Here is a 10,854-nt window from a genome sequence, read left to right as displayed (position 1 = left end):
AAAAAGAATAGAATCATACCCAGAGGAATCAAAGCGATTAATCGGGATTAAATATGAAGATTTTATTACATTAGTAGTATTATCCGAAAAAAGGCATAAAGAAAAACAAGCAGATTACCACACCTGACAAGAAGCCCAAAAAAGCCGAACTTTCAGAAACTCAAAAATCAGACAATAAAGAATTATCTTCTAGAAGGATTTTCGTTGAACATCTGAGTTTATCAAGTTCACCAACGGCAAAGAAATCACGGTAGAGACTGCTAATCCATAGCTTGTGCTATTCACTCCCGCATCGGAAACTGCCGCATCATTTCCGCCAACTCCACTGCCTTACCCTCCGGCGTGTACACATCTGACCCCGACATTGCCAGCACAATCCTCTCCCGCCGCGCCCATTCAAACCAATCCTTCACAGCAGATTTGACCTGTTGTATCTCTGGTTTCCTACCATCCTTGCAAGCTGCCACAAACACAGCTTCCGGTGACTTTATCCCTTTCCAAGTTCAGAGTGCCTCCTTCAGGCGATCGCAGCAGAAATTTCCTGTCTACCTCTGACGGTAGAGAGATTGCGCTAAATTCCGTAAAAGCACATACTCAAGATGTAGATGCAAAAATCATGCTTTTGAGCAGTTGCCGCCCAAATTGATGAATAGTGATTCTATTGTACGTGAAAACACGGAATAATAGTAATGTGGAGTTATGCAGTTAGTGAGGTAGTTGGTAAAAGTGGTCAAACCTAATCAAATTGTTGTCAGGGTGTCTCCAGACTTGTGAATAACTACATTGAGCGAACTGGCACATCGAAGACGGATGTGGTAGTCAGCGCAATTGCCACTTATCTGGGGTGTAATTCTAATATTCCTTTAAGCCATCGAGTGATTAAATTGGAAAGTCCAGTTGAAAAATTGCAAGAATTGATTAAACAATAAAAATATTAGAGGTATAGATGAGTGAAATTCCTCTGTGTAAAATAGTTGTTTCATCTCAACTGCCGCCAGATGAGATAGAGTTTTTAGAAACATCGCTGGAACTGATTTCAATAAACGTGCAGAAGTCATCAAGTAGAGTTGTAGGAGCAGATGACATAGTTTTCGTAGCTACAGTACTTGGAGGAATAGCCGCAGGTGCTAATTTGATAGAATACAGTATCAAAGTCGCTAAAGCTATTAAAAATTGGCGACAAGAACTGCGCTCAAAAGGAATAGAACCAAAAGGGAAATTGTCACACCCAAAACGTCCTTCCCTAGACCTGAGTCAAGCTAGTGATGAAGAGATACAGGAATGGTTTTATCAAGAGTAACTGAAAAGGTTCCAATTAGTCCAGGGGTAAAAAAAGTCTCTGAACAAGATAAATCCTTTAGTAATCAAATTCTGATATTGTTTTCAGCACCTCTGCTTGACGAAAACTTCTTACCAGTAGAGAATTTATCAATTCAAGAAGAAATTGAAGCGATCGCTTCAGTATTAGAAAATGTATCCCATCCCATAGCAGTAGAAATAGTAGTGAAAGTGGCAACTTCACAAACTTTGCAAGATGTATTGTCGAGCCGAATAAAACCACTAATTATTCATTTTATTGGTCATGGAACGAAAGAAAGTGATAATACAGCTTTAGTTTTAGAAGATGAAATGGGGATTAGTCGTCATTTTAGTGAAGAAGAGCTAGATATCGCACTATCTAATCAGAAGCAAGCCCCTTGTCAATTAGTATTGCTAAATGCTTGTCACTCAGAAAAGTTAGCTCAAGCTTTCATCAAAGCAGGTGTACCTCATATAATTGCAGTGAACGCTGAGGATAAAATTCTAGATATTGCAGCCCGATGTTTTTCACGGCGACTTTATCAAGCATTATTTAATGAGGATGCGATTGCTGACGCTTTCTTGGTAAGTCGAAGCGCAGTAAAACTTGATGATAAATTAAAAAAAGTGTTTAATTCTCAGACTTTTGAAAAAGGAGTTAATTTTGATGAAGCCTTTAAATTTAAATTATTACCGCAAGCTCCTCATAGTCAATCTCTAATTATTGAACCTACTAAGGCTCATCAAATTGTTTATCCACAGTGGTTAAATACTAATATTCCTCGTGGAGATCCAAAATTTGTAGGACGCAAACAAGAAATACATCGGGTAATTAAAGTACTAGTAGAGCCTGAGAAACGTTGTATTGCTTTACATGGTATGGGAGGAATAGGTAAAACAGCCTTAGCTTATGCAATTGGTCAGTGGTTACATGAGCGTAATTGCTATAAGGACGGAGTTTGGTTTATTAGCCTGCGGGATACTGATTCTGTAGGAACAATGATTACTAAAATCCAACAGACCCTTGAGTTGAGTAGTTTTGATTTAAAGAAAGAATTAAGAAATAGTCGAATTTTGTTGATTTTCGATGATTTGGATAAGTTGATTGAGAAAGAAACGAATGAACTAATTGAAGTTTTAAACTCACTGATAGAACAATGCTCGAATTTAAGGCTATTGCTAACTGCGCGTGATTCCTTAGTAAGGGACATTGATTGCCATCAAGAAGAAGTTTGTAGTATGGGAGCATCAGAAACCAGACAGATATTTAAAAAGTATGCTCCATCAGAAGCACAATGGGGAAATGATGATTTAGCATCAGATTTTCATCTGTTGGTGCAGTTTCTAGATAGTTATCCCTTGCCTATTAAATTAGCTGCATCCTATATGGCAGAAACTCAATGTACCCTAAAAATGCTGTGTGAAGACTTAAAAATTGAACCATTAGAAATTTTGGCTGCTTATTCTGCTGAAGAGAGAAAAGAAAGAAGTCTGCAAATAACTTTAGAGCGTTCTTTTGAAATGTTATCGGTAGAGGGGCAAGATATATTTCCTTTATTAGCTTTTTTCCCTAGCGGATTGAGTCGGGATTTAGCTAGAGCAATAGCAGGTAGGAATGGAAATAAGACTTTGATGGAGTTGCTCAAGTTTTCAATGGTAGAAAAAACTAGTATTGCATCTGATTGGAGGGTGAGTATACCTGAACCTGCCCGTACTTACGCAGAAAGTAAATTGCAGAAAGGAAGAGGAATTGACTATATAGCCCCTCTAATATTAGATTTTTACAATAGTAGTTTCTGCAACACAGTTCTCGAACTTTTTGGTGACGGAGAGGAAAAGAGAGGACAACAGTTGCTTCTGCAAGAAAATTCAAATTTAATCTTGTTCCTTGAATGGGGTTATGCTCAAGAATTGAATTCAGATAATATTTGCCGCAGTGCGAGAATTACAGCATCTTTAAGTCATTATTGGCGGTGGATTGAAGCAAATCAAGACCCTTTATCAAGATTAAATTCGGCAATAGAGGCAGCCCGAAGAAATCAGGATCAAGTGGGAGAAAAGTTAGTAAGGAATGAGATCGCTGTTTTCTGTTCAAAAGAACCATTTAAAGATGTTAAATCTTTAGTCCACGAAAGTAATCATTTAAACTCATTTGAGTTTAAAACTGTTACTGTCAATCATAAGGGCAGGATTATCAAGGAAGAAACTAGACTTGCTGAATATTTCAGCGAAGACTTAGGCAACGGTATTACTTTAGAAATGGTGTACATCCCTGAAGGCAGTTTTCTGATGGGTTCGCCAGCAAATGAACCGGAGCGTTTAAGTAGTGAAAGTCCTCAACGCCAAGTCACTGTAAGAGCGTTCTTCATGGGCAAATACGCGGTAACACAAGCACAGTGGCAAGCAGTAGCCGCACTGCCGCAGGTAAATCGAAAACTAAAGCCTGACCCATCTCACTTTAAAGGCGCAGATCGACCTGTAGAGAAAGTCTCTTGGTATGATGCGGTTGAGTTTTGCGATCGCCTCTCACAATATACAGGCAGACCCTACATTTTACCGAGTGAAGCGGAATGGGAATATGCTTGTCGTGCTGGAACTACCACCCCATTTCATTTTGGCGAAACAATCACATCAGAGTTAGCCAACTACAATGCTGGCAATGCTGGCTACACTTATGGCGCGGGTGTAAAAGGAACCTACAGAGAAGAGACTACACCTGTGAGCAGTTTTAACGCGGCTAATGCCTTTGGGCTATACGATATGCACGGAAATGTCTGGGAATGGTGTCTTGATGATTGGCATGATAACTATGAAGGTGCACCAACAGATGGCAGTGCTTGGTTGAATAATAATAATCTTTCTCAAAAGCAGGAATATGCCTTGCTGCGGGGCGGTTCTTGGCTCAACTATCCTGAATACTGCCGTTCTGCGTCTCGCGACTACAGCAACCGCGACGTCGACAGCATCAATGTCGGTTTTCGGGTTGTGTGTGCCGTCGGGAGGATTCTTCGGTAGCCCTTTATACTTTAGTCCTTTTTCACTTTGCACTTGTTCTTTTTTCTTTCTTTTTGTTGCCTCATGGCGACTCGATTTTTTGGCAGAAATATTAAGATTGATTAAAAAATGAAAGAATTATCGGTCATCCAAAAGACCTATGATTGCATTAGATGGTATGTGCCAATTATTGAAAGATTGCCAAAAATTCATAAGTTCACTTTAGGTCAAGAGTGCAACCGAAGAGTCCAACCTGCACCTGTGATGCTGGTAACAGTATCCAAAAATCAAACTGGGTTGGGTAGCTTGGTAGGTGTAAACCGAACAGTTGCTCAACTCTCCACTAAAAATATCATTCCCCCACCGGAAACCGCCGTATTATTCAAGAATAACTACCTCACTGTGGTACATCTCTTGATAAACCAAATCTAATTTGAGTTAGTTAAGTACAAGATCGCTATTTTCAACAGATGCAAATAGAAGAAATCTTATCTGAACTAGAAAACAATACAGGGAAGTTTCCTCTTGTAGCAATAGAAAGAGCAAGAGAAGAACGGGAAACCATAACTCCTAGATTATTATCAATCTTAGAAGAGTTAAGCAATAATCTCGAAGAGTTATTAGAAAAATCAGATTATATTTTACATCTTTGTGCTTTCTACTTACTAGCAGAATTTAGAGAGCCGTTAGCATATCCTGTAATCATTAAGTTTTTTTCAGTTCCAGGGGAGATTGCCCTAGATTTAACTGGAGATTTAGTGACAGAGGATTTAGGTAGGATACTGGCTTCTGTTAGTGATGGAAATATTGAACCAATAAAACAACTTATAGACAATAAAGAAGTCAATGAATATGTCAGAGGTGCAGCCCTGAAATCCTTATTGGTTTTAGTGGCTCAGGATAAAATTCCCAGAAAGCAAGTTATACAATACTATAAAGAACTGTTCTCAAATCTAGGTGGGGAAGAAGATTATCATATTTGGACTAGCTTAGTTATTAATAGCGTAGAACTTTGTGCTGTTGAACTGAACGAAGAAATTAATAGAGTATTTGAAGAAGATTTAATTGAACAGTTTTTTATTGACCAAGAAGATGTTAATGACAGCTTTCAACAGGGAATAGAACCAGCTTTAAATAAACTGCGCGAAAATCCTCGTTACTCTTTTATTAAAGATGCAATATCAGAAATGCAAGAATGGACTTGTTTTCGACCAAGTGGGAGTAGAAAAGAAGAATTTACAACGGTATTTGTACACCGAGAAGGAACTAGTTTTTCGTCTTCCAAAAAAGGTAAAAATCAAGCTAAGAAGAAAAAGATGCAAGAACAATCTCGACGGAAAAATCGCTCCAAGAAGAAATGAAGTGATCGCCACAGCAGATAATCAGGGTAAACTGGAGACCATCTCCTTACCCCTCCACCGGAAACCGCAGCATCATTTCCGCCAACTCCACTGCCTCACCCTCCGGCGTATAAACCACTCTCCCTGACATCGCCAGCACAATTCTTTCTTTCCTAGCCCACTCAAACCAAGCACTCACATCGGTTGTAACGGCGTTCTTACCCTTAGCCCCACTCTTGCAGCTGTTGATAAACAAGCCCGTGGGATTGCTACACCATCCCTCCTGTACTGCTTCTTTGACACGAGCTATCGCCCCTTGTACACTCGCCCAATGCTTCTTGACTACCCCTAAACAAGGCTGTGGGTTAATTCGTAGTCGCCGCAACTCGGTACAAATCTCTGCAATCTCACTCTTGCTTGGCTTACCCGAATTTTCAGCCCCTAGTGCGGAAAATTGGTCTTCATCGTCAGCCGAATCATTCAGTTCTGGCTCCTCAACTTTTCGAGTAACCAAGGCTTTTTCTGACACCCTGCGGGTTCGCCAGTCCCTCTTTGTTGAAACAACAAGACCGGGCTGGCTCACAATTGCGTCACTCGTTTTTTGTACAGTTGGGGCGGCGGCGTCAGAATTACCCTCATGAGGGCCTGTGTTGTTAGATGAGTAATCCAGTTCTGACTTTAGGGCGAAGTGAGTAACCAGGGCTTGTTCTAAGGTCTTGGTTTGTTCCACCTCATCATCCTTTTTTAGCTCAACAGCAGCATGTTGTTGTGGCTTAGAAGTTTTAGGATCTGATCTAAGGTGTTGTTCTACATTGAATGTGGAAGGTTCAGTTTTGCACTTGCGAAGTTCAAGCAGCCGATTTAATACCTCAAAATGCAACTTGTACTGCCAAGTCTTGTCCTGCCCGTTCCCTGGATTCCTCTGCTTAGAGATAATACCCATCTCCTCAAGCAGAGCGATCGCACTCCTGATAACATGAAGACTATGTTCCCCCATTAAGTCAGCATAGATTCGCTTGAGTGGCTGGTAAATCCAGGGGGTACGGTGGTTCTTGAGCTTCCACTTTGTCCAATGCCTGAAGTACTCAATCAGCTTGGCAGCGCAGAAGTTACCTGTAATATCAAAGTATTCTCGCCGTAATATCACCAGTACAGAAAACTTATCAGTAGATGCAATGCTGCTCATATTTCAACTCCTATATCTATTCCTGGTCAAGTTAGGTTTGTTTGTTTAAAAAGGCACATCTTCTTCTGGGCTTGCTGCCCAAAACTGCCTCAACATCTCTTGTTTTGCTGTCTGAAGCTGTTGTTTCTCTTGGAGTGAGGTTTCTTTAATCAATCGCTGTAATTCGTCCCTCTGCTTCTGCTTCATCTGTTGGGTGGTGACAGAAGGTAGTAACTTGGTTTCATCTTGAGTTTGCTGCGATGGACGGAAACGACGACGGTGGAACAAAAACCTGAAGTGTCGTTTATCTTGTGGAGGTAGCGATCGCCATATTTCGGCATCCCAGCCAGGGGGTATAAAGTCAGATGACGGAGGTAACAGGTTTTGGATTTGAGTTTGTAATTGAGCGACCGCCTCTAATGCAGTTTCTAATTTGTTCTCCAATTCCAGAACTTTGGAGTCAAGCACGGTTGATTGCCCGTTCAGCATCCATTCTTCAACCCATTGCTCTACGAGATAGCCGAACTCATCCGAAAGCCAAATCCCAAATCTGACCGCCAGCTTCGGATGTATCCAAGTGCCGCCTCCGTTTTCTGGAGAGCCTTGAAACACTTGATATAACTCAAATACGGGAATTCCCGTGTTTAAACTTAAATGCGAAAGCGTCTCTTGTGTACGTTTATTTTCTAGCCATTCACTAACATCACGCCTTTTACCAATTGCCAATTTATAAGCACTGGTTAAAGCCGTAGCATTGACATAACCATCACATCGGCGTTGTTCAACAACTGAGCCATTTACTTGACGTGAAATGATTGTGATTGCATTCATGTTGACTCCAATTTTTAGCGCATGAAAATGTGAGCGACATTGCACCCATGCCGCTTTGAGTTCTTTGTGAATGTATTGACAAGTTTCTAGCTGTTAGCTTTGCAATAAGCGCAACTCATCTTTTAAATACCTGTCAGTCTTCTTTGAGCGATCTTTCCAACAATCCCACGCCACCACCAACTCTTCGCCCAAATCCTCCACGACTTCACCCCGTTCCACATACAAAGTGCGGTAAGGGTCGGCATGGGCAACAATAGAACCAAGCCCAATAACAAGAGCGCAATTAGAAGAACCAGACTCGGCAGGGATTTCGTGAAAAAACGTTGGTTCCGTAATCTTGTAGGATTCGGCTTTCTCCAAAGTATTGATTAACTCTGTTTCCTGCGGTGTCAATTCTGCTCTGATGTCTTGCTTGATCACCTCGTACTCTTGGGCCCACAGCTAAATAGTCATGCCAAGTACACCCAGGTTTAGACAGTACTTGCCGAATCTCGTTAACAGCCTGGGGTAGTAGCTGCAACTGTTCGGCGCGATATGCGATAGCCTGTGGTGTTGGTTCTGTACCTAAAACGAGGGCGGCGGCCTGTAATGCTTTAGTATTATTCATAGCACTGGCCAGATTCCCCAACGCTATACCCATCAGGCGCAGACATTCTTGGGCATTGTCTTTGGGCGGCTCAAGGGCTAGCGTTCGCAAGTCAATAGTATTTGGGGATTGCTGAACATTCTTCTTAGCTGGCTGCTCTCTAGGATATGACTGTTTTGCATTTTCCAGTTCTTGAATACGCTTTTGCAATCGCTGATTTTCTATTTCTAATTGCCTCAGTCCCTCCATTTCATTTAGACGTTGCTGCAATGACGAGAGTTGTTCTCTAACTTGTTCTTCTGCTCTAGCTCTGGCTTCTACTTGTAAACCAATTCTCAGCTCCTCTTCAAGTCGCTCTAGTTAACGTTTATGGCGTTCTTCAATGGCAGCGATCGCTTCAGCATATTCTTTGGGATATTTGCGCTCAGGTGAAAATGACGCAGCGGAAAGTCTGAGCGGCGGCTCCCGCCGTTCCCCGCAGGGGTTGCCGCAGGCATCAGAACTTTCCAAGAGGATTGTGTCATTTAAGTTAGTCAAATCAGCATTGTTTACCAGCAGTTTCTCACCATCGCTGAAGGTAACAATCTGCTGATAATTATTAGGCGCGTCTGCCTCAATTACTCCCTCATCTCCGTACCTGGAATGCGATTGTGATGAAACCTTGACCGTTTGACGTAAAGTCTGCGGCATGGAGTACTCCACGCCGCGAGCTTTACACAATTGCGTTTTGGTTTTAGGGGGTTCTGTGGTATCTTCTTTAACACTATTAAAGACCTTTGGTGCAACCTTATTTACTGCTTTAGCGAAATCTGTGGCAGTGGGGAAGGGTTTTTCTTGGGATGCGATCGCAACAGCTTGTTCTAACTTCTCTGGAGTTTTAACTAGGCGGAGTAAAGAACGTGTTTGCGAGGATTTGGTAATATGTGCTTTCAAATCTTGGGGTAGAGTATCAATTACTTTTTTTGCAGAGAGTAAATCCCTTACCCGGCGATATCCCCCATACTTTGTAAGTTCATTTTCGCAATAGGCTTGAAAGCAGGTGTACCCAGCATCTCGGTAACAGTGATTATCTCGTAGCAATCGCAGATCATCAGCTGCTTGCCATTCAAATCTGTCAATGGCAGTGAAGGTTTCTTTGATGCTGTGATTAAGGTTGTTATAATCAAGTGCTGATAGTTCGGTGTCTATTGCCAGCATATGTTTTACCTGGTGTGGTGAGGAGTTACACAAGACTTGCTAGGAGACAGTAGAGACAGAATTTCTTTTGTTCTGTTTGAGGTATAGCTCAGTAGGATAAGCATCTCCCCGACGCTGATTACAAGGACTGCAACTAAGCCGTAGATTTTTGATTTTGTTGCTGCCACCCTTTGCCAGTGGTATGTAATGGTCAATGGTTAGTGTTTCAAGTGACAAGGTACAACCACACCAAAAACACTGCATCCCATACTTCGCAATCAGGTGTGGTCTTTTATTGCGTTTTTGACTGGTGTAAAGGCGTTTGTGTAGACGAACGGGATTAATCCCCATGCAAGGCGCAGGAGGATTTGGTATTGTTTGAGTAGTCATAGTTTTACCTGATGGTTATGTGACTATCCCCTCTGAGGGCCTAGAAAACTTACAGGGGGGATTAAACAAATCAGTGTGTTTGCTGATTTATTCGCTTACGCATTTCTGCTTCCAGTTCTTCATCTGTGGTTACCGTTATCCGCCCTGGTGCAGTCTGTAACAAATCCATATATTTGTGAAACGCTTGCGTATCGTCGGGATGCGATCGCACGTAAGCTAGTAATTCATGCCGGGTCATGCTGTCAAAATTAGGTTGAGTCATAAGATTGACCGTCCGTTGGGATAAATTTCTATCTCGATTGTCTCGCCAACCAAAACAAAGATTCTCTTAATGCGTTCGTCGAAGCGTACTACATTGATGGGCTGCAATAAATTACTTGCCATCACACATACGCGGTATAACTCCCTTAATTGTTCTATTGTTGGCTCCATATTTGCTTTTTGGTAACCCTTGGTACTGTGGTAAACCTGTTGCTCCAGTTTGAAATTATTTCCTTAACTTGTCTTTTTCAGGTTACCACAGTATTCCAATTGTTTACCATATAAGTGTGTAGATGACAAACCCGCCTTACTTGTTTTGGTGAGGCGGGTCTTCCTTGGCTACTTGCTGTATTTGCTTTAGCTTTTGCCTCAGGAGGCGATTCTCGTCCCTGAGGCGATTAATTCCCCCGAACGAGCTTGCTTTAATTGCGTAATCTCCTGCTCTAGTCTTCGCAAGCGATTGTTGATATCGCTTTCAATTTCGACCTCTCCACCAATGAATTGCAGTACCAATGCCATTAGTGCTTGCGATTCTGTCTTTCCTACTTTCTTGGCTTTTTCATTAAACGCATCTTTAAGGCTTTGCGTAACGCGTACAGCCAAACGTTTGTCTGCTTTTTCTTCTGTATTCATACCTCTATTTTGCATAAACTCCAGTTGTTTACCAGTGTGGTAAACACGAGCATAACATCGTCAATAAAAATATCAAGCTCTCTGGTAACCAATGGTTGACAAATGGTAACCAATAGATTACTATAAGTATATAAGCAAATTAAAGGGCGATCACCAACAGCGTAGGAAACTTTGGAAGC

At 41.6% G+C, this 10,854-nt stretch carries 15 protein-coding genes; 5 read left to right on the top strand and 10 right to left on the bottom strand.

What is annotated here, in order from left to right; genetic code table 11:
* Nucleotides 1–281: 281 nt before the first annotated feature.
* Complete coding sequence (locus AC5JMF_RS14935; RefSeq protein ID WP_495796512.1) at nucleotides 282–467, bottom strand: hypothetical protein; 186 nt, start codon at nucleotides 465–467, stop codon at nucleotides 282–284.
* A 303-nt stretch (nucleotides 468–770) separates the two neighbouring features.
* Between AC5JMF_RS14935 and AC5JMF_RS14930 the strand changes: the two genes are divergently transcribed.
* The 5 genes from AC5JMF_RS14930 (at nucleotide 771) to AC5JMF_RS14910 (ending at nucleotide 5,654) form a co-directional block, all read left to right on the top strand.
* A complete protein-coding gene (locus AC5JMF_RS14930) occupies nucleotides 771–929 on the top strand; it encodes a DNA-binding domain-containing protein (RefSeq protein WP_495796511.1) in 159 nt (52 codons plus the stop codon).
* Between the two features lie 17 nt (nucleotides 930–946).
* Entirely contained in the window at nucleotides 947–1,300 is a 354-nt protein-coding gene (locus AC5JMF_RS14925) for a hypothetical protein (RefSeq protein ID WP_495796510.1), read from the top strand.
* Nucleotides 1,282–4,314, top strand: a complete 3,033-nt coding sequence (locus AC5JMF_RS14920; protein WP_495796509.1) for an SUMF1/EgtB/PvdO family nonheme iron enzyme — start codon at nucleotides 1,282–1,284, stop codon at nucleotides 4,312–4,314. The genes AC5JMF_RS14925 and AC5JMF_RS14920 overlap by 19 nt, the downstream gene beginning before the upstream one ends.
* Nucleotides 4,315–4,422: 108 nt before the next feature.
* Complete coding sequence (locus AC5JMF_RS14915) at nucleotides 4,423–4,725, top strand: hypothetical protein (RefSeq protein ID WP_495796508.1); 303 nt, start codon at nucleotides 4,423–4,425, stop codon at nucleotides 4,723–4,725.
* 38 nt (nucleotides 4,726–4,763) lie between these two features.
* Nucleotides 4,764–5,654: a DUF1186 domain-containing protein gene (locus AC5JMF_RS14910; RefSeq protein WP_495796507.1), complete on the top strand. Its 891-nt coding sequence runs from the start codon at nucleotides 4,764–4,766 to the stop codon at nucleotides 5,652–5,654.
* A 46-nt stretch (nucleotides 5,655–5,700) separates the two neighbouring features.
* On the opposite strand, the gene AC5JMF_RS14905 is transcribed toward AC5JMF_RS14910, so the two are convergent.
* The 9 genes from AC5JMF_RS14905 to AC5JMF_RS14865 form a co-directional block, all read right to left on the bottom strand.
* On the bottom strand, nucleotides 5,701–6,819 hold the full coding sequence (locus AC5JMF_RS14905; protein WP_495796506.1) for a hypothetical protein: 1,119 nt from the start codon (nucleotides 6,817–6,819) through the stop codon (nucleotides 5,701–5,703).
* A 45-nt stretch (nucleotides 6,820–6,864) separates the two neighbouring features.
* Complete coding sequence (locus tag AC5JMF_RS14900; protein WP_495796505.1) at nucleotides 6,865–7,629, bottom strand: KilA-N domain-containing protein; 765 nt, start codon at nucleotides 7,627–7,629, stop codon at nucleotides 6,865–6,867.
* Nucleotides 7,630–7,912: 283 nt separating this feature from the next.
* A complete protein-coding gene (locus AC5JMF_RS14895) occupies nucleotides 7,913–8,464 on the bottom strand; it encodes a hypothetical protein (RefSeq protein ID WP_495796504.1) in 552 nt (183 codons plus the stop codon).
* Between the two features lie 111 nt (nucleotides 8,465–8,575).
* A complete protein-coding gene (locus AC5JMF_RS14890; protein WP_495796503.1) occupies nucleotides 8,576–9,412 on the bottom strand; it encodes a hypothetical protein in 837 nt (278 codons plus the stop codon).
* Between the two features lie 39 nt (nucleotides 9,413–9,451).
* A complete protein-coding gene (locus tag AC5JMF_RS14885; protein WP_495796502.1) occupies nucleotides 9,452–9,781 on the bottom strand; it encodes an HNH endonuclease in 330 nt (109 codons plus the stop codon).
* 70 nt (nucleotides 9,782–9,851) lie between these two features.
* Nucleotides 9,852–10,043: a DUF6887 family protein gene (locus tag AC5JMF_RS14880; protein ID WP_495796501.1), complete on the bottom strand. Its 192-nt coding sequence runs from the start codon at nucleotides 10,041–10,043 to the stop codon at nucleotides 9,852–9,854.
* Complete coding sequence (locus AC5JMF_RS14875) at nucleotides 10,040–10,213, bottom strand: DUF6888 family protein (protein WP_495796500.1); 174 nt, start codon at nucleotides 10,211–10,213, stop codon at nucleotides 10,040–10,042. The genes AC5JMF_RS14880 and AC5JMF_RS14875 overlap by 4 nt, the downstream gene beginning before the upstream one ends.
* 198 nt (nucleotides 10,214–10,411) lie before the next feature.
* Nucleotides 10,412–10,675, bottom strand: a complete 264-nt coding sequence (locus AC5JMF_RS14870) for a hypothetical protein (RefSeq protein WP_495796499.1) — start codon at nucleotides 10,673–10,675, stop codon at nucleotides 10,412–10,414.
* Nucleotides 10,672–10,854, bottom strand: a 183-nt coding sequence (locus AC5JMF_RS14865) for a hypothetical protein (protein ID WP_495796498.1), incomplete at its 5' end; no start/stop codon positions are given. The genes AC5JMF_RS14865 and AC5JMF_RS14870, both read right to left, overlap by 4 nt.

The sequence above is a fragment of the Desmonostoc vinosum genome, assembly GCF_059505385.1.
The sequence above is the reverse complement of the archived record's forward strand: the minus strand, read 5'-3'. Positions and strand labels throughout refer to the sequence as shown.

What these genes read in the sequence shown, in the direction of transcription:
- AC5JMF_RS14925 (WP_495796510.1), top strand. Translation starts at nt 947, where the DNA reads ATGAGTGAAATTCCTCTGTGTAAAATAGTTGTTTCATCTCAACTGCCG.
- AC5JMF_RS14920 (WP_495796509.1), top strand. Translation starts at nt 1,282, where the DNA reads ATGGTTTTATCAAGAGTAACTGAAAAGGTTCCAATTAGTCCAGGGGTA.
- AC5JMF_RS14915 (WP_495796508.1), top strand. Translation starts at nt 4,423, where the DNA reads ATGAAAGAATTATCGGTCATCCAAAAGACCTATGATTGCATTAGATGG.
- AC5JMF_RS14910 (WP_495796507.1), top strand. Translation starts at nt 4,764, where the DNA reads ATGCAAATAGAAGAAATCTTATCTGAACTAGAAAACAATACAGGGAAG.
- AC5JMF_RS14905 (WP_495796506.1), bottom strand. Translation starts at nt 6,819, where the DNA reads ATGAGCAGCATTGCATCTACTGATAAGTTTTCTGTACTGGTGATATTA.
- AC5JMF_RS14900 (WP_495796505.1), bottom strand. Translation starts at nt 7,629, where the DNA reads ATGAATGCAATCACAATCATTTCACGTCAAGTAAATGGCTCAGTTGTT.
- AC5JMF_RS14895 (WP_495796504.1), bottom strand. Translation starts at nt 8,464, where the DNA reads ATGGAGGGACTGAGGCAATTAGAAATAGAAAATCAGCGATTGCAAAAG.
- AC5JMF_RS14890 (WP_495796503.1), bottom strand. Translation starts at nt 9,412, where the DNA reads ATGCTGGCAATAGACACCGAACTATCAGCACTTGATTATAACAACCTT.
- AC5JMF_RS14885 (WP_495796502.1), bottom strand. Translation starts at nt 9,781, where the DNA reads ATGACTACTCAAACAATACCAAATCCTCCTGCGCCTTGCATGGGGATT.
- AC5JMF_RS14880 (WP_495796501.1), bottom strand. Translation starts at nt 10,043, where the DNA reads ATGACTCAACCTAATTTTGACAGCATGACCCGGCATGAATTACTAGCT.
- AC5JMF_RS14875 (WP_495796500.1), bottom strand. Translation starts at nt 10,213, where the DNA reads ATGGAGCCAACAATAGAACAATTAAGGGAGTTATACCGCGTATGTGTG.
- AC5JMF_RS14870 (WP_495796499.1), bottom strand. Translation starts at nt 10,675, where the DNA reads ATGAATACAGAAGAAAAAGCAGACAAACGTTTGGCTGTACGCGTTACG.